Source organism: Pseudarthrobacter sp. H2 (assembly GCF_050157045.1).
GTDB lineage: Bacteria > Actinomycetota > Actinomycetes > Actinomycetales > Micrococcaceae > Arthrobacter.
The window spans coordinates 1,723,117-1,739,515 of record NZ_CP189594.1 but is presented as its reverse complement, the minus strand read 5'-3'; the positions used below and the strand labels follow the sequence as shown (position 1 = coordinate 1,739,515).

Annotated in this window: 18 protein-coding genes; 7 read left to right on the top strand and 11 right to left on the bottom strand. The window is 66.5% G+C overall.

All coding sequences use genetic code 11. The features are described from left to right. Positions 1 to 2: 2 nt before the first annotated feature. From ACQCSZ_RS08205 to ACQCSZ_RS08195, 3 genes are all read left to right on the top strand, one after another. Positions 3 to 791, top strand: coding sequence for a c-type cytochrome (locus ACQCSZ_RS08205; RefSeq protein WP_427007524.1), 789 nt, complete (start codon positions 3 to 5; stop codon positions 789 to 791). Positions 792 to 893: 102 nt separating this feature from the next. Further along, entirely contained in the window at positions 894 to 1,964 is a 1,071-nt protein-coding gene (locus ACQCSZ_RS08200) for a Rieske 2Fe-2S domain-containing protein (RefSeq protein ID WP_427007523.1), read from the top strand. Then, a complete protein-coding gene (locus ACQCSZ_RS08195; RefSeq protein WP_427007522.1) occupies positions 1,942 to 3,621 on the top strand; it encodes a cytochrome b in 1,680 nt (559 codons plus the stop codon). Before ACQCSZ_RS08200 ends, ACQCSZ_RS08195 begins: the two co-directional genes overlap by 23 nt. Before the next feature lie 76 nt (positions 3,622 to 3,697). On the opposite strand, the gene ACQCSZ_RS08190 is transcribed toward ACQCSZ_RS08195, so the two are convergent. Beyond that, complete coding sequence (locus ACQCSZ_RS08190) at positions 3,698 to 4,486, bottom strand: GntR family transcriptional regulator (RefSeq protein ID WP_211880349.1); 789 nt, start codon at positions 4,484 to 4,486, stop codon at positions 3,698 to 3,700. A 180-nt stretch (positions 4,487 to 4,666) separates the two neighbouring features. On the opposite strand from ACQCSZ_RS08190, the gene ACQCSZ_RS08185 reads away from it, so the two are divergent. Continuing rightward, positions 4,667 to 4,960, top strand: coding sequence for an HPr family phosphocarrier protein (locus ACQCSZ_RS08185; RefSeq protein ID WP_427007521.1), 294 nt, complete (start codon positions 4,667 to 4,669; stop codon positions 4,958 to 4,960). Positions 4,961 to 5,129: 169 nt separating this feature from the next. Here the strand turns inward: ACQCSZ_RS08185 and ACQCSZ_RS08180 are convergent, their stop codons facing one another. From ACQCSZ_RS08180 to ACQCSZ_RS08160, 5 genes are all read right to left on the bottom strand, one after another. Continuing rightward, entirely contained in the window at positions 5,130 to 5,531 is a 402-nt protein-coding gene (locus ACQCSZ_RS08180; RefSeq protein ID WP_427007520.1) for a cytochrome c oxidase subunit 4, read from the bottom strand. Then, a complete protein-coding gene (gene ctaD, locus ACQCSZ_RS08175) occupies positions 5,528 to 7,252 on the bottom strand; it encodes a cytochrome c oxidase subunit I (RefSeq protein ID WP_427007519.1) in 1,725 nt (574 codons plus the stop codon). The genes ACQCSZ_RS08180 and ctaD overlap by 4 nt, the downstream gene beginning before the upstream one ends. A 10-nt stretch (positions 7,253 to 7,262) precedes the next feature. After that, entirely contained in the window at positions 7,263 to 8,135 is an 873-nt protein-coding gene (gene coxB / locus ACQCSZ_RS08170; RefSeq protein ID WP_427007518.1) for a cytochrome c oxidase subunit II, read from the bottom strand. 212 nt (positions 8,136 to 8,347) lie between these two features. Beyond that, positions 8,348 to 8,737 (bottom strand): HesB/IscA family protein, encoded by a 390-nt coding sequence (locus tag ACQCSZ_RS08165; protein WP_211880339.1) that lies wholly within the window; start codon positions 8,735 to 8,737, stop codon positions 8,348 to 8,350. Between the two features lie 168 nt (positions 8,738 to 8,905). Next, positions 8,906 to 10,336, bottom strand: coding sequence for a dipeptidase (locus tag ACQCSZ_RS08160; protein WP_427007517.1), 1,431 nt, complete (start codon positions 10,334 to 10,336; stop codon positions 8,906 to 8,908). 96 nt (positions 10,337 to 10,432) lie between these two features. Here ACQCSZ_RS08160 and ACQCSZ_RS08155 point away from each other — a divergent pair, with 96 nt between their 5' ends. Then, a complete protein-coding gene (locus ACQCSZ_RS08155) occupies positions 10,433 to 11,032 on the top strand; it encodes a DUF3043 domain-containing protein (RefSeq protein WP_427007516.1) in 600 nt (199 codons plus the stop codon). Between the two features lie 212 nt (positions 11,033 to 11,244). Here ACQCSZ_RS08155 and ACQCSZ_RS08150 read toward each other — a convergent pair whose 3' ends face one another. Continuing rightward, entirely contained in the window at positions 11,245 to 12,318 is a 1,074-nt protein-coding gene (locus ACQCSZ_RS08150; protein WP_427007515.1) for a quinone-dependent dihydroorotate dehydrogenase, read from the bottom strand. Between the two features lie 252 nt (positions 12,319 to 12,570). Here ACQCSZ_RS08150 and ACQCSZ_RS08145 point away from each other — a divergent pair, with 252 nt between their 5' ends. Next, positions 12,571 to 13,638 carry an alpha/beta hydrolase gene (locus ACQCSZ_RS08145; protein WP_427008285.1) on the top strand — a complete coding sequence of 356 codons (1,068 nt, stop codon included), beginning with the start codon at positions 12,571 to 12,573 and terminating at the stop codon, positions 13,636 to 13,638. Next, on the top strand, positions 13,638 to 13,907 hold the full coding sequence (locus ACQCSZ_RS08140) for a DUF4190 domain-containing protein (RefSeq protein ID WP_427007514.1): 270 nt from the start codon (positions 13,638 to 13,640) through the stop codon (positions 13,905 to 13,907). The genes ACQCSZ_RS08145 and ACQCSZ_RS08140 overlap by 1 nt, the downstream gene beginning before the upstream one ends. A 140-nt stretch (positions 13,908 to 14,047) precedes the next feature. On the opposite strand, the gene ACQCSZ_RS08135 is transcribed toward ACQCSZ_RS08140, so the two are convergent. Genes ACQCSZ_RS08135 through recO form a run of 4 tightly spaced genes read right to left on the bottom strand, consistent with a single transcriptional unit; the run spans position 14,048 to position 16,282 of the window. Continuing rightward, positions 14,048 to 14,455: a hypothetical protein gene (locus ACQCSZ_RS08135; RefSeq protein ID WP_427007513.1), complete on the bottom strand. Its 408-nt coding sequence runs from the start codon at positions 14,453 to 14,455 to the stop codon at positions 14,048 to 14,050. 20 nt (positions 14,456 to 14,475) lie between these two features. Then, positions 14,476 to 14,730 carry a PxKF domain-containing protein gene (locus tag ACQCSZ_RS08130; protein WP_427008284.1) on the bottom strand — a complete coding sequence of 85 codons (255 nt, stop codon included), beginning with the start codon at positions 14,728 to 14,730 and terminating at the stop codon, positions 14,476 to 14,478. Continuing rightward, positions 14,640 to 15,470 carry an isoprenyl transferase gene (locus ACQCSZ_RS08125; RefSeq protein WP_427008283.1) on the bottom strand — a complete coding sequence of 277 codons (831 nt, stop codon included), beginning with the start codon at positions 15,468 to 15,470 and terminating at the stop codon, positions 14,640 to 14,642. Before ACQCSZ_RS08125 ends, ACQCSZ_RS08130 begins: the two co-directional genes overlap by 91 nt. A gap of 56 nt (positions 15,471 to 15,526) precedes the next feature. Next, a complete protein-coding gene (gene recO, locus ACQCSZ_RS08120) occupies positions 15,527 to 16,282 on the bottom strand; it encodes a DNA repair protein RecO (RefSeq protein WP_427007512.1) in 756 nt (251 codons plus the stop codon). Positions 16,283 to 16,399: the final 117 nt, after the last annotated feature.

Here is a 16,399-nt window from a genome sequence, read left to right as displayed (position 1 = left end):
ACGTGAAGGCACTCTCGCAGAAGCGACGACACCCGCTGGCAGCAATCGCACTGCTGCTGATGGGCCTCTTGGTCACTGGTGGGCTGTACGCCGTTGCCACCACCGTCAACCAGGCCAAGGCCGACACCACAAGCTTCAGCGCAAGCGACGTAGAGGAAGGCGGCAAGCTCTTTGCCGCCAACTGCGCCACCTGCCACGGCATGGGTGCCAGCGGCTCGCAGGCCGGACCGTCGCTTGTGGGCGTCGGCGCGGCCGCTGTTGACTTTCAGGTCGGCACCGGCCGTATGCCCATGCAGATGAACGGCCCGCAGGCCTACAAGAAGCCCGCCCAGTTCAACGAAACCCAGACCACCGAGCTGGCAGCGTATGTTGCCTCGCTCGGCCCGGGCCCGTCCATCCCCGAAGCGGGTGTCCTCGACGAAAAGGGCGACGCCGCCAAGGGTGGAGAGCTCTTCCGCACCAACTGCGCCATGTGCCACAACGCCGCAGCCGCCGGCGGGGCACTCACCCGGGGCAAGTTCGCCCCGGCCCTGGCGGATGTCTCCGGCAAGCACATCTACGAAGCAATGGTCACCGGCCCGCAGAACATGCCGGTCTTCAATGACGCCAACGTCTCCCCCGAGGGAAAGCGCGACATCATCACCTTCCTGAAGCAGATCGAAGCCAACGGTTCACCCGGTGGAGCTGATCTTGGTGGTTTGGGTCCCACATCCGAAGGTCTGTTTGTCTGGATCGCCGGCCTGGGCGTCATCATCGCCTTCACCATCTGGCTGACGTCCCGTACGTCCTGACAGACCCTGTTGCACCTGTAAGAATTTACTGCTGACCCGTCAGCAGTTTGAATTGAAAGCTAACTCGGCGTATGTCGAGACGAGAGAGGGATGAGGCGAATTATGGGCAACCATAGTGACGGCAGTCCGAACCACTCGGGCACCGTAGCTACGGCTGGTCAGAATGAGGTGGAGAAGTTCCAGGACCCTGGAATTCCCCCGCATCGTTTGCGCCTGGCTGACACGGACCCGAGGGCCGCAAAGCGAGCAGAACGGCAGGTAGCCCTTCTATTCGGGACTTCGGTCGTTGGCACCTTGATATTCCTGGTGGCGTACTTCGCCATCGATCTGGGAGATGGCTCCTCGATCGCCACCATCCGGCTGCAGAACGCCCTGCTGGGCATCGGCACCGCCTTTGCCATGCTGGGCATCGGCACCGGCATCGTCCACTGGGCCAAGGCCCTCATGCCGGACCATGAAGTCTCGGAAGAGCGCCATGGGATCCGCACCGAGGAGGACCGCCTGGCCGCCGTCCGCATTGTCGATGACATTGTGGAGGAAACCGGCATCAAGCGCCGGCCGCTGATCCGCAACACCCTGCTGGGCGCCGTCGCGCTGGCTCCCCTGCCTGCACTGGCCGTCTTCGGTGACCTCGGTCCCCGCCCGGACGACAAGCTGGCCCACACCATGTGGGCACCGGCGGGCGGCAAGCTCAAGCGGCTCACCCGCGACCCCGATGGCACCCCCATCAAGGCCACGGATGTCACCATCGGCTCGGCCTTCCATGTGATCCCGGAAGGCCTCAACGAGCTGCACGAAGGCAAGCTGAACGAAAAGGCCAAGGCCGTCGTCCTGCTGATGCGCCTGAACCCGGATTCCCTCAAGCCTTCCGCAGGCCGCGAGGACTGGAGCTACAACGGCATCGTTGCCTACTCCAAGATCTGCACCCACGTCGGTTGCCCTGTTGCCCTGTACGAGCAGCAGACCCACCACCTGCTGTGCCCGTGCCACCAGTCAACCTTCGACCTGACCCAGGAATGCAAGGTTATCTTCGGCCCGGCCAGCCGCCCCCTCCCCCAGCTGCCCATCGCAGTCGACGCAGAGGGCTACCTGGTCGCTACCAGCGACTTCCATGAACCTGTTGGACCGAGCTACTGGGAGCGTGATGAGCATGAGCGCACCGTCAACAGCTGAAGCCCCCGCTTTCGTCGCCAAGACTAAAGGCGGCAGCATTACCAACTTCGTCGACGAACGCGTCGGCGGATCCGGAATCCTCCGTGAATTCGGCCGCAAGGTCTTTCCGGACCACTGGTCATTCATGTTTGGCGAAGTGGCCCTGTACTCCTTCGTCATCCTGCTCATGTCAGGCACCTTCCTGACGTTCTTCTTCGATCCGTCCATGGTGGAAACCCACTATGCGGGCTCTTACACGCCGCTGAAGAACGTCGAAATGTCTGCCGCGTTCAACTCATCCCTGAACATCTCCTTTGATGTCCGCGGCGGGCTGTTCATGCGCCAGGTCCACCACTGGGCGGCACTGCTGTTCGTGGCGTCCATCGGTGTTCACATGCTCCGTGTCTTCTTCACCGGTGCCTTCCGCAAGCCCCGGGAAATGAACTGGGTCGTCGGCGGAGTCCTGCTGATCCTGGCCATGGCTGAAGGCTTCACCGGGTACTCCCTTCCCGATGACCTGCTCTCCGGCAACGGCCTGCGCATCATCGACGGCGTCATCAAGGCAATTCCGGTCATTGGAACGTACATTTCCTTCTTCCTCTTCGGCGGAGAGTTCCCCGGTACTGCCATCATTGGCCGCCTCTACATGCTGCACATCCTGCTGGTGCCGGCACTCATCCTGCTGATGATCGTGCTCCACCTGTTCATGGTGGTCGTGCACAAGCACACCCAGTACCCCGGCCCCGGACGCAACGACGGCAACGTCGTCGGCTACCCGCTCGGCCCGGTGTACGCGGCCAAGGCCGGCGGCTTCTTCTTCATCGTCTTCGGCGTGATTGCGCTCATGGCCGGCTTCTTCACGATCAACCCGATCTGGAACTACGGCCCCTACGACCCCTCCCCCGTTTCGGCAGGCACCCAGCCTGACTGGTACATCGGTTTCGTTGACGGTGCCTTGCGCCTGATGCCTGGTGTCATTGGAAACTTCCATTTCGAGTACGTGATCTTCGGCCACGTGCTGACGCTGAACGTGCTGCTGCCGGCGCTCGTACCGGCAGGCATCATCTTCACGGTGCTGTTCACCTACCCGTGGATCGAACGGTGGATCACCAAGGACAACCGGGAGCACCACGTCCTGGACCGTCCGCGGAACGCGCCGACGCGTACCGCGATCGGCGTGGCCGGCTTCACCTGGTACTGCGTCATGTGGGCCGCCGCCAGCTCGGACCTCATCGCCACGAATTTCCACGTGTCCCTGAACGATGTGACCTACTGGCTCCGGGCACTGTTCTTCATCGGACCGGTCATCGCCTTCTTCGTGACGAAGCGCGTTGCCCTGGCCCTGCAGCGCAAGGACCGTGAGATCGCCCTCCACGGCCGTGAAACCGGCCGCATCGTGCGCCTGCCGCACGGTGAGTTCATCGAGGTCCACGCCCCGCTGAGCGAGTACAAGCGCTACAAGCTGGTCGGTTTCGAATCCCCGGTTCCGCTGCCCGCGGTTCCCAACGAGCACGGGATCGTGGACCGCAAGGAGAAGCGCCGCGCGATGCTTTCCCGGTTGTTCTTCGAGGACCGGGTAGCCCCGGCAACCCCGGCCGAGCTCGAGGCGGCCCACGGCCACCACGGCGGGCACGAGGCCATTGAGTCGGCAGAGGCCCAGAAGACCCTCAGCCACTAGCAGCCCCAAGCAGTAAACGCGGAAGACCCGGCCCCTCTTGGGACCGGGTCTTCCGCGTTCCACCCGCGCTGCTCATCTACGGGCGGTACCCCGACGCGTAGTTGCGGGTCGGCCGGACGCCGGGACGCTGCAGCGGCACCCAGAGCTTGTAGCGGTCGGCGCGGTAATAGGACACCGAGTAGTCAACCATCGCCCTGGCGACAAAGGCGTGCCGCTGGATCTTCAGGAGCGGTGAGCCGATCTCGACGTTGAGCAGTCGTGACGTCGACGGTGACGCCGCCGTCGCCTCGATCATGTCCTCGCCCCACTCCATCACCAGCCCATAGCGTTCGCTGAGCACGTTGTAGAGCGAGGTGGGCGGCTCGCCGTCGAGCAGGCCGGGCACACGGTGGGCGGGGATGAAGTTCTCGTCCACGCTCATCGGCTCATTGTCGGCCAGCAGCAGGCGCCGGAACCGTACGAGGGGCGTCCCCTCTTCCAGCTGGAGTTCGCGGGCCAGGAACGGGCTGGCCGCGATCTGTTCGAAGCTGAGGACCCTTGCCGCCGGGACCATGCCGCGGCGCTGCATCTCTTCGCTGTAGGACGTCAGTTTGACCTGGAGATCCAGCTTCGGCTTCCGGACAAAGGTACCGAGGCCGACGACCCGTTCGATGACCTCCTCCCCCACGAGCGCGTCGATGGCCTGGCGGACGGTCATCCGGGCTAGCCCGAACCGCTCCGCCAGGTCCCGCTCGGACGGCAGCGCCGATCCGGGCGGGCACGAACTCGCGATGTGGGCCCGGAGGATTTCCCGCAGCTGGACATAGATCGGTGTGCCGCTGTGCCGGTCGATCTCACCGGCCATCCGCGAGGCATTAGAACCCATGGTCCGGCCTCCTGTATTCGTTCATACACCAAGGGTAGGGTAATTCGGAGCAGGTCTAGACCACTGGGGCGTCTTGGTTCGCCCGGCACTTCGCCCGCGGCTAGGCTTTACCCAAGGTACGACGGCGGGCAGAGCCGCCGGAAGATCCGCGAGATCAAGGCTGAGAGCAAAGGAGCCCCGTTGCCAGTTCGGAAGGCAATCGTCAAGGCGGCCGTTGGCCTGCATGCACGGCCGGCGGCGGCGTTTGTGCGGGCTGTCACCGGCACGGGACTGCCGGTCACCATCAGCAAGGAAGGCAGGCGCGGAGTCGATGCCCGCTCCCTGCTGGAAGTCATGACCGAAGACTTCCACTGCGGCTGCGAAGTGGAACTGGCGGTGGCCGCGGACGCAATACCGGCCCGCTACAGCCTCCCGGATGCCGAAAAGGCCCTCGACCTCCTCTGCTCCCTGCTGGAGTCAGCGCAGGCCCGCTAGGAAGCATCCGGCGACCCGGCGGTTCCGCGGCACGCGCCTGTCCGGGCGCACCGGACCGGATGCGGCCGGCCGGCCCGTGCCCCAGGCACGACGAACGACGGCGGGCCCCACCATTGGTGGGGCCCGCCGTCGTTCGTGCAATCAGCCTTGCGCTGTTTCCTGCCGGAACCTAGTGCGCGTGGTCACCACGGCTGTACTCGTAGACCCAGCCCACGAGTGCGACGACCGCGAGGCCGCCGGCGATGAACACAATCCAGAATCCGATGGCCATGCCGAGGAATCCGGCGGCGCAGGACAGGCCCAGGACCAGGGGCCACCAGCTCCACGGGCTGAAGTGGCCCTGCTCGCCGGCGCCTTCGTGGATCTCGGCGTCAGGCCGGTCCTCGGGACGCATGCCGACGCGCTTGCCGGTGAAGCCAAGGTAGGCACCGATCATGCCGACGAGGGCGCCCACCAACAGGAGGCCCAGGGTGCCCACCCACTCGTTCCAGTGGTTCAGGAATCCGTATACCGCCGCGACGGGGATGAAGAAGAAGACTCCGGCTCCAAAAATCCATGATTCGATTCTCATTTGGCGGTGTCCTTCTGGTCGGCGTTACCGAGCACCGCTGCCGCGGCGGCCGGAGACTCAACGGTGTGCGATTGGGAAAGCTCCGGGTGGTGCAGGTCCAGGGCCGGGCGTTCCGAGCGGATGCGCGGCAGCGAGGTGAAGTTGTGGCGCGGCGGTGGGCAGGACGTGGCCCACTCGAGCGAGGCGCCGAAGCCCCACGGGTCATCGACTTCCACCCGTTCGTTGCTGCGCCAGGTGATGTACACGTTCCAGAAGAACGGGATCATCGACGCGCCCAGCAGGAACGAGGAGTAGGTGGAGAACTGGTTCATCCAGGTGAAGTTGTCCTGCGGCAGGTAGTCCGCGTAGCGGCGGGGCATGCCCTCGACGCCGAGCCAGTGCTGGATCAGGAAGGTGCCGTGGAAGCCCAGGAACAGCATCCAGAAGTGGATCTTGCCGAGCCGCTCGTTGAGCATCTTGCCGGTCCACTTGGGCCACCAGAAGTAGAAGCCGGCGAACATCGCGAACACCACGGTGCCGAAGACCACGTAGTGGAAGTGCGCCACCACGAAGTAGGAGTCCGAGACGTGGAAGTCCAGCGGCGGTGAGGCCAGGATGATGCCGGTCAGGCCGCCGAAGAGGAACGTGGCCAGGAAGCCGATGCTCCACAGCATCGGGGTCTCGAACGTGATCGACCCCCGCCACATGGTGCCGATCCAGTTGAAGAACTTCACGCCCGTGGGCACGGCGATCAGCATGGTCATGAAGGAGAAGAACGGCAGCAGCACCGAGCCGGTGACGTACATGTGGTGGGCCCACACGGTGACGGACAGCGCGGCGATCGCGATCGTGGCGTAGACCAGGCCCTTGTAGCCGAAGATCGGCTTGCGGCTGAAGACCGGGAAGATCTCGGAGACGATGCCGAAGAACGGCAGGGCGATGATGTAGACCTCGGGGTGGCCGAAGAACCAGAACAGGTGCTGCCAGAGGACGGCGCCGCCGTTTTCGGGATCGAAGATGTGCGCGCCGAAGCGGCGGTCCGCGCCGAGGGCGAACAGCGCCGCGGCCAGCGGCGGGAACGCCATCAGGACCAGGATGGACGTGACCAGCGCGTTCCAGGTGAAGATCGGCATCCGCCACATGGTCATGCCCGGGGCACGCATGCAGATGATCGTGGTGATGAAGTTGACCGCGCCGAGGATGGTGCCGAAGCCGGAGAGTGCCAGGCCGAAGACCCACAGGTCCCCGCCGATCCCGGGGCTGAACGTCGTGTTGGACAGCGGCGCATAGGCGAACCAGCCGAACGACGCCGCACCCTGCGGGGTGATGAACCCGGACACGGCGATGGTGGAGCCGAAGAGGAAGAACCAGAAGGCCAGCGCGTTCAGCCGCGGGAAGGCGACGTCGGGTGCCCCGATCTGCAGCGGCATGATGACGTTGGTGAAGCCGGCGAACAGCGGCGTCGCGAACATGAGCAGCATGATGGTGCCGTGCATGGTGAACAGCTGGTTGTACTGTTCCTTGGTCTGCAGGATCTGCATGCCGGGCTCGAACAGCTCGGCACGGATCAGCAGCGCCATGATGCCGCCGAAGCAGAAGAACACGAAGGACGCGATCAGGTACATGTACCCGATGGTCTTGTGGTCAGTCGAGGTGATCCAGTTGACGACGATGCGTCCCTTGGATTTGGGCACTACGGGAGCCTCAAGGATCCCGGTGGGCTGGGTGTAGGTGGTTGCCACGTCGCTTCCCTTACTTCGTTGCGTTCAGGTTCGGGTTGCGGTCGTACTCTTCGCCGAGGAGGCCGGTGTTGCCGTCCTGGCGCAGCTTGTCCAGGTGCGCTGCGAACTCCGGTTCGGAGACAACCTTGACGCGGAACAGCATTTCGGAGTGGTACTCGCCGCAGAGTTCGGCGCACTTGCCGTCGTAGGTGCCCTCCTTGGTGGGGGTGAACCTGATGTAGTTGGTCTTGCCCGGGATCATGTCCCGCTTCTGCAGGAAGGCGGGAACCCAGAAGGAGTGGATCACGTCGCGGGAGTTGAGCTCCACGTCGACGGACTTGTTCACCGGCAGGTAGAGCGTGGGCAGCTTTTCCTTGTCGATCTCTGCACCGGTGAGGTGCGCCTGGACACCGGCTTCGTGTACATCGCCGGTGACGACGTCACCCTTCTTGTAGTTGAAGTCCCATGCCCACTGCTTGCCGCGGACGTCAACGATGACGTCGGCGGGCTTGGAGCGGTCATCGATCGCCTGCTGGTCACGGTCGGTGAAATAGAAGAACACCAGGACCATGAACACCGGGATCGTGAGGTAGAAGACCTCAAGGGGCAGGTTGAAGCTGTTCTGGCGGGGGAACCCTACGGTTCCCTTGCGCCGCCGGTAAGCGACGATGCACCAGATCATCAGGCCCCACGTAATGATGCCGACGACCAGCGCGGCTATCCATGAGTTGACCCAGAGGTCCATGATGCGGTCGGTGTGATTGGTGGTGCCACGCTCGGTGGGCAACCAGCCTCTCTCTACCTCTGGTGAACATCCAGTCAAAGCCAACGCGCCGGCAAGTGCCAAGCCAGTGATCGTAGTGATCTGTTTGCGTCGGCTGCCGGTTCGGTTCTGCGAACTCACAGACGGCCCTTCCTACTTGTTGCTGTCGCCCGGCCCGCCGGTGGCGGTCCGGGCACACGAAAAGTTTTACTACTCGGTGTAGAGCTTACCGCTCCGCCGGAGTTTTCGCCCACATGTCCGCCCGTGCGTCGGGACCTTTTTAACTGGCCTGCTCGTTGACGATTCCGCGGCACTGAGGCCGGGCAGTTTGCCCGGCCTCAGTGGAAGGAATCCTAGTGGAAGGAATCACCGCAGGCGCAGGATCCGCCGGCGTTCGGATTGTCAATCGTGAAGCCCTGCTTGGAGATGGTGTCCTCGAAGTCGATGCTGGCGCCGCTGAGGTACGGGACGCTCATCTTGTCGACGACGACTTCCACGCCGTCGTAATCGCGCACAGCGTCTCCGTCGAGAATCCGCTCGTCGAAGTAGAGCTGGTAGATCAGGCCGGAGCAGCCGCCCGGCTGCACGGCAACGCGGAGGCGCAGATCGGTGCGGCCTTCCTGCTCCAGGAGGCTGCGGACCTTGCCGGCGGCGACGTCGGTCAGCTTGACCTCGTGGGTGGCCAGCTCCTCGGCCGCCGTGGCGGTGGTGTCGGCGCTGTTTTCATTGGTTGTAGTGCTCATGGCCTACCTTCTGACGACGGTTGTGGCGGCCCCGTTTTCACGGTGCGCGACCCTGCTGATGCGGTATGGGCTATTACTACATGCTACGTCGGTCAGCCCTGTAGCTCTAACTCCTGACGTAACCGCCGGAACGGGCTGGATGTTCCCGGGGGACGCCCGTCCCGCCGGTCAGGCCAGCCCTTCCGCGTTAAGCCGGGCCAGCAGGAGCGCTTCGGCGATGATCGCGTTCCGGAAGTCTCCCAGGTGGAGCGATTCGTTCGCGCTGTGCGCACGCGAGTCGGGATCCTCCACCCCGGTGACCAGGATCTGCACCTCCGGGTACACCTCGGTGAGGTCGGCAATGAAGGGAATCGAGCCGCCGATCCCCATTTCGACGGCGGGCACGCCCCAGGCCTCCCCCAGCGCCCACAGGGCAAAGCCGGCCGCCTTCGAAGCGGTGTCGGTGCGGAACGGGTTGCCGCTCTCCCCCGGGGTGAAAACGACCCGGGCGCCAAACGGCGCGTTGGCTTCGACATGCTTCCGGACAGCCTCCATGGCGGCCGCCGGATCCTGCCCGGGGGCGAGCCGCAGGCTGAACTTGGCACGCGCCCGCGGCAGCAGTGTGTTGGCGGCGACGTCCACCGCGGGGGCGTCGAAGCCGATGATGGAAAGCGCCGGCTTGGTCCACAGGCGCGAGGCGATGGTCCCGGTGCCGGCGAGCCGCACGCCGTCGAGCACGGAGGCGTCGGCGCGGTATTCCGCTTCGGTCAGGTCCACGCCCACGTCATCGCGGCTGAGCAGCCCGGGGATCGCGACGCTGCCGTCGGCGTCGTGCAGCGTGGCAATGAGGCGGGCGAGCAAGGTCGGGGCGTCCAGCACGGGCCCGCCGAACATGCCGGAGTGGACCGCGTGGTCCAGGACCTGGACCTCGATCGTGCCGTCCACCAGGCCTCGCAGGCTTGTGGTCAGGGCCGGGACGCCGACCTTCCAGTTGCTGGAGTCGGCCACCACGATCACATCCGCGCGCAGCAGTTCACGGTGGGTCTCCAGGAAGGACCTGAACGTCGGTGAGCCGGCCTCCTCCTCGCCTTCGAAGAAGACGGTCACGCCGAGGCCCAGGTCGTCGCCCAGGACCCGGGTCACCGCCGAGTACGCCGCGATGTGGGCCAGGATTCCGGCCTTGTCATCCGCCGCACCGCGGCCGAAAAGCCGCCCGTCACGTTCGACGGCGGTGAACGGCTCCGTTTCCCACAGCGCCGGATCGCCGGTGGGCTGGACGTCGTGGTGGGCGTAGAGCAGGATGGTGGGTTTGCCCGCGGCGGCGGGCCGGCGGGCGACGACGGCGGGGCCGCCGGGGGTGCCGTCTTCCTTGTCGCAGCGCAGGATGCGGACATCGTCGAAGCCGCCGGCACGCACCAGCCCGGCAACGGCGTCGGCGCTGGCGTTCAGCGGGGCGGGATCGAAGCTGGGCCAGGCGATGCCCGGAATGGCAACGAGTTCCTTTAACTGCCCGACCGTTGCGTCAAACGATTCGGTCACGGCCTGGCGGAGGGCCTCGGCGTCGAAGTTCCCGGCGCGGGCGGTGGCGGTCTGCGGGTTCCCCGCGGGTGTTGAAGTCATGGCCAAAACACTACCCGTGTCCCCCATCACCACCAACGGGGCCCCGGGCGCTGTGGGCCGGGTCTCGCGCCCGTACGCGCGGGGTATTCTTTAGGGGTGTTTGGACGTAAAAAGGAAGCGCCTTCGGCGCATGACGTAGTTGACCAGCAGGCGGCCGAGGCCACGGCCCGGGACGCCGCCATAGGCAAGGGCGCGCCCACGCCCAAGCGCAGTGCGCAGGTGGCCGCCCGCAAGCGGCCGCTCGTGCCGGAGGACCGCAAGGCTTCCAAGGCCGCCGAACGCGCGGCCGTGCAGGAGCAGCGGCTCAAGATGCGGCAGGCGATGGACACGGGGGACGACAAATTCCTGCCGCTGCGGGACAAGGGCCCGCAGAAACGCTTTACGCGCGATTATGTCGACGCCCGCTTCAGCCTTGGTGAGTACCTCATGTTCGGCGCCCTGGTCTTCGTCGTCATCTCGCTCCTCGTGCCGGCCTCCAGCGAACAGATGATCTACGTCCTCGGCGGTTTCTGGGTGATGTTCCTGGCGGTCTTCGTGGATGTCTTCATCCTCTCCCGCAAGCTCAAGAAGCGCCTGGCCGAGAAATTCAGCGACGTCGAGCGCGGCACCGTCTGGTACGGCTCCATGCGTTCGCTTCAGTTCCGCCGACTTCGCCTGCCCAAGCCCCAGGTCAAGCGTGGAGAGTTCCCCGCCTGATCCGACCCCACTTACGAGGAAGCCCCCGGCAGCATGCTGCCGGGGGCTTCTTTGTGTCCTCGCTGGCCTGGCGCCCCGCCGGCGGCCGGCCGGCTCGCGATACGCAAATCGCCTCGCGACGCGCAAAATGCCTGTCGACAAAGGAATTCCGGCGTCGTCAGGCATTTTGCGCGTCGCAGGGAAAGCTGGGCGTCGCGGGAAGGCGGACGCGCCTAGCGCCGGGACGGGTGTTTCGCGAGCATCCGGTTGATGCGCGCGGCCCAGAAAGGGCCCTCGTACAGGAAGGCCGTGTACCCCTGCACCAGGGTGGCGCCGGCGTCGAGCCGTTCCTGGACGTCCTGCGCCGACTCGACGCCGCCGACCGAGACCAGGCTCAGCTCGCCGCCGGTTACCGCCTTGAGCCGGGCCAGCACCTCGAGGGAGCGCTTCTTCAGCGGCGCCCCGGACAGGCCGCCGGCCCCGCAGGCTTCGACCTTGTCCGGACCGGAGGCGAGCCCGGTGCGGGAAATGGTGGTGTTGGTGGCGATGATGCCGTCCAGCCTCAGGTCCAGCGCCAGGCGCGCGACGTCGTCGATGTCCTCGTTGCTCAGATCCGGCGCGATCTTGACCAGCAGCGGAACGTGGCGGCCGGCGGCCTTGTCCGCTTCCTGCCCCACGGCCGCCAGCAGCGGGCGGAGCGTCTGGACGTCCTGCAGCAGCCGGAGCCCGGGGGTGTTCGGCGAGCTGACGTTGACCACGAGATAGTCCGCGGCGGGCGCGAGGCTCCGGGCGCTGGTCAGGTAATCTGCGGCGGCATCCTCGAGCTCCACGACCTTGCTCTTGCCGATGTTCACCCCGATCACGGGCCGGACGCCGGGATGGCGGCGCTGCAGGGCGGCCCGGGCGGATTTCAGGCGGGGGGCCACCGCGGCGGCGCCGTCGTTGTTGAAGCCCATCCGGTTGATGACGGCCCTGTCCTCGATGAGGCGGAAGAGCCGGGGTGCCGGGTTGCCGGGCTGGGCCTGTCCGGTGATGGTTCCTACTTCCACGTGGCCGAATCCGAGCTCGGCCAGGGCCTCGATGCCGTGCCCTTCCTTGTCGAAGCCGGCCGCGAGCCCGAAGGGCGAGGGGAAGGTGAGCCCGAAGGCCTGGGTCTGCAGGGAGGCCGCCGGGGCCGTGAACTTCTGCAGCGCCCGTCCGGCGCCGCAGCTGTGGACGAGCCGGATGGCCTTGAAACCGATCCGGTGGGCGCGTTCGGCGTCCATCCATGAGAAGGCCAGCCGGAAGAAGGTGGGATATACGCGCATGGTCCTAGTTTTCCGGTTCGGACCCTTCAGACCAAACCCGCACGCCGCAAGTCCCGGTATGACCGCCGGGATGCGCCGTCTGTGCGCACCGTCCGGGAACAGCGGCGCGGACGCCGGCGGCCCGCGGCAGCGTCGCCGGGCGTCAGCAGGAAGCGGCGCTAGCATGAAGCCATGACCAGCGACAAGGGAGCGGCCGGCGCGCCGTCGGCACGTGGCCGGCGTGCGCCGGCGCCGGCCGCCGGGGGGCAGCCGGTGGAATGGCAGAAGGACATCCTCGGCGACGATTTTGAGGCCTGTACCTTCGGCGCCGCCGGTGCGGACGGCGTGGAGCGGACGGCGACCCTGGTCCGCCACGTCCCCGGGGCGCGCCGCGCACGCGAAGCAGCACATAAAGCAGCACGCGAAGCACCAGACGAAGGACGCGGCGACGAACTCAGCGACGAGCCGTACCGTGCCGCCGTCCGGCAGCCACGACGGGCCGTGCTGTTCCTGCACGGCTGGAGCGACTATTTCTTCAACGCGGAACTGGCGGCATTCTGGACCGGCAACGGCTTCGACTTCTTCGCCCTGGACCTGCACAACCACGGGCGGAGCCTGCGTCCGGGCACCCATGGCGGCTATGTGGCCGACCTGGACGACTACGACGCCGAGATCACGGCGGCGATCGGCATCATCGGATCGCCGGGTCCCGGCGGTTCGGCCCCGCCGCTCCTGACGCTGATGGGACACTCCACCGGCGGCCTCATCGCGGCGCTGTGGGCCAGCCGCCACCCGGGCGTGGCCGCGCAGCTGGTCCTGGACAGTCCGTGGCTGGAAATGCACGGCAGCCCTGCCGTCCGCCGCGCCGCCCGCACCATGGTGGAGCCGCTCGCCCGGTTCCGGCCCGAGTCAGTGATCCGGCTGCCCCCGCGCGGCTTCTACTGGCGGAGCATCAGCAGCGCTGCGGAGGGCGAATGGGCCCTGGACGACGCCTTCCGGCCGCCGCGCGCCTTTCCCGTCCGCGCCGGCTGGCTCAGCGCAGTGCTCGACGGGCAGGCCCGGGTTGCGCGGGGCCTGAACATCGAGGTGCCCATCCTCGTGCTGATCTCCGGTGCCAGCGCCAACGGGATGTTCTGGAAGGAATCCATGCGCCGCACCGACGCGGTCCTGGATGTGAACATGATCGCCCTCCGCTCCCTCAGCCTGGGCCGCACCGTGACGCTGGAGAGGATCGACGGCGGCCTGCACGATGTGTTCCTGTCCGCGCCGCAGGTCCGCGCGGACGCGTACGCCCGGCTGGCACGGTGGATCGGCGCCTATGTCCGCGACGACGGCGCGTGATGACCGCTCCCCCACCCCCACCGCAGCAGCGGGGCCATGGAGCCGCGCCCGCCAGGACCAACACGCTTGCCATTGCCGCGTTTGTCTCATCGTTCATTATCGGCATGACCGGCGTCATCCTGGGGCACATCGCCCTGACCCAGATCAAGACCACGGGTGAAGGCGGCCGCGGGTTGGCCATCGCCGCACTGGTCATCGGCTACGCGTCCACGGCCATCATCGCGTACCTCACCATCGGCCTCTTTTCGGCAGAGGGCCACAACGGCTGATCCTCCTCACCCGCCACGCCCCGACTCAGCCGGGTAGGGCCTTTTCTCCCGTTCAACGACTTGGAAACCGGTCGGCGGACCGCGGTGGGGAGACGTCTTCCAATCCCAGGATGCCGGATTCCGCCCGCGACGCCTGTCCCCTACCGGGCCCGGCGGTAGCCCCGGTCTATCAGGCCGCCGAATATTCCTGCGATCGCACCCGGCAGGGCGACGAGGGCAACGAGGTGCCGCAGCATGCTGTACGGCCACACCAGGGCAACGCCCCCGACCACGACTGCAGGCGCCGCCACGCACGCCGTAACCCAGTGCGGATGGCCGCGCAGGAACGACCAGACGGCTGCTGCCAGCGATGCTGCGGAGCCACCAAGTATGTAGACGCTGCCGACACGTGCGTCCTCCTCAAGACCCGGCACCGGGTGGTATCCCCCGATGAAGAATGACCTCCACAGGCCAGTGGCCATCAGGACGACGGACGCCACAACCAGGATCGACCAGAGGATAACGCCAGGCCACCCCCGACGGCGGACTGAAGCACGTACCTGGCTCATCGTCGGCGCTCCTTTCCCCGTCACCGGACGAACCTGAACATGGCCTGGTGTGAGCTGCCATCGTTCAGCGTCATGTCGAACGTCCTGCATGTTCCGGCCCAGCTGGCCTCAGTCTTCCACACGTCGTTGTACGTCTGGGCGGCCGGGTCGAAGCCCAGGGAACCGGCGCGGGCGTCGTCAGGTACTACGCGGACGGGCTCCCCGCCGCGGGAGCGGCGTCGACGGCCCCGCCGTAGCGGCGGTCCCGCTGGGCATAGATCTCGACGGCGTCCCAGAGAGTGCGCCGGTCCACATCGGGCCAGAGGGTGTCCATGAAGACGAACTCGGCGTAGGCGGACTGCCAGAGCATGAAATTGGAGAGCCGCTGTTCCCCGGAGCTGCGCAGGAACAGGTCGACGTCCGGAAGATCGGGTTCGTCGAGGTACTTCTGGATGGTCTTCTCGGTGATGGATCCCGGCTTGATCCGCCCGGCGGCGACCTCTTCCGCGATGGCGGACACGGCGTCGGCGATCTCGGCCCGGCCGCCGTAGTTGACGCACATGTTCAGGGTGCAGGTGCTGTTGCCGCGGGTGAAGTCCTCGGCCTCCTCCAGCTCGCGGATGACGGACCCCCACAGCTTCGGCCGCCGGCCGGACCAGCGGATGCGGACCCCCCACTCATCCAGCTGGTTCCGCTGGCGGCGCAGCACGTCCTTGTTGAAACCCATCAGGAAGCGGACCTCCTCGGGGGAACGGCGCCAGTTTTCGGTGGAGAACGCGTAGACGCTCACGTGCTCGATGCCGAGCTCGATGGCGCCGGCCATCACATCCAGCAGGGCCGGTTCCCCGGCCCTGTGCCCTTCAATCCGCGGCAGTCCGCGCTGGTTCGCCCACCGCCCATTGCCGTCCATGACGATCGCGACGTGCCGGGGAATGAACTGCGCCGGGATGGCCGGCGGCACGGCACCGGAGGGGTGCGGATACGGCCTCAGCACCGGCGTGCTGCGCTGCCCGGCGGCGCCCGTCCCGCTTCGGATCTTGCCTTGCCCGGTTTTCGCCTGGGTCTTCCCCAGGCCTCTTCCCAATGCCACGGTCAGGTTCGCTCCACATGTTTGAGGGACTTCAGCACCCGTTCCAGGTGCCATTGCAGGTAGCTGGCCACCAGCCCGGCCGCTTCGCGCCGGTGGACCGGCAGGGACGCGTCCGCCGCCGTCCAGTTCCCCGTCAGCAGCGCGCCGAGCAGGACGACTGTCTCCGCGGCGGGGGCCGGGGAACCCGGCGGCCGGCACTCGTGGCACACCATGCCGCCGAGGGGGGCCGAGAAGGCGGTGTGCGGGCCCCGCGCGCCGCAGCGGGCGCAGCCGGTGAAGCTGGGGGCCCAGCCGCCGGTGGACAAGGCGCGGAGCAGGTAGGAATCAAGGATGAGCTCGGGGGTGTGCTCCCGGCGGCTCAGCGAGGCCAGGGCGCCCACGAGCAGGTGGTACTGGGCCGTTCCGGATTCGCCGTCGACGTCGGTGAGCTTCTCGGCGGTCTCCGTCATGGCTGCGGCCACGGTGTAGCTGCCGTAGTCCGCGGCGATGCTGCCGCCGTAGGCGCCCTTGGCGACAGCCTGGGTGACAATGTCCAAAGTGCGCCCGGAGACCAGTTGGAGATCAGCGACCATGAAGGGCTCGAGCCGGGCGCCGAAGCGGCTGCTGGTGCGGCGGACACCCTTGGCCACCGCCCGGACCTGGCCATGGTGCTTGGTCAGCAGGGTGATGATGCGGTCCGCCTCACCCAGCTTGTGGGTGCGCAGCACGACGGCGTCGTCACGGTAGGCGCGCGATGCAAAGGAAGAAGGTTGGGCCACGGTTAATCTTCGCACTGTCTGCGGGTAAACACTGTCATACGGCAAACACCGTCTTCGGTATAGCGCAGCCTTCGGTACAACACAGTCTTCGGGACAGCCCCGTCTTCGGGACAGCGC

Excerpts from the sequence above, each read along its gene's own strand:
- ACQCSZ_RS08200 (WP_427007523.1), top strand. The coding sequence starts at position 894 with ATGGGCAACCATAGTGACGGCAGTCCGAACCACTCGGGCACCGTAGCT.
- ACQCSZ_RS08195 (WP_427007522.1), top strand. The coding sequence starts at position 1,942 with ATGAGCGCACCGTCAACAGCTGAAGCCCCCGCTTTCGTCGCCAAGACT.
- ACQCSZ_RS08190 (WP_211880349.1), bottom strand. The coding sequence starts at position 4,486 with ATGGGTTCTAATGCCTCGCGGATGGCCGGTGAGATCGACCGGCACAGC.
- ACQCSZ_RS08180 (WP_427007520.1), bottom strand. The coding sequence starts at position 5,531 with ATGAGAATCGAATCATGGATTTTTGGAGCCGGAGTCTTCTTCTTCATC.
- ACQCSZ_RS08165 (WP_211880339.1), bottom strand. The coding sequence starts at position 8,737 with ATGAGCACTACAACCAATGAAAACAGCGCCGACACCACCGCCACGGCG.
- ACQCSZ_RS08160 (WP_427007517.1), bottom strand. The coding sequence starts at position 10,336 with ATGACTTCAACACCCGCGGGGAACCCGCAGACCGCCACCGCCCGCGCC.
- ACQCSZ_RS08150 (WP_427007515.1), bottom strand. The coding sequence starts at position 12,318 with ATGCGCGTATATCCCACCTTCTTCCGGCTGGCCTTCTCATGGATGGAC.
- ACQCSZ_RS08140 (WP_427007514.1), top strand. The coding sequence starts at position 13,638 with ATGACCGCTCCCCCACCCCCACCGCAGCAGCGGGGCCATGGAGCCGCG.
- ACQCSZ_RS08135 (WP_427007513.1), bottom strand. The coding sequence starts at position 14,455 with ATGAGCCAGGTACGTGCTTCAGTCCGCCGTCGGGGGTGGCCTGGCGTT.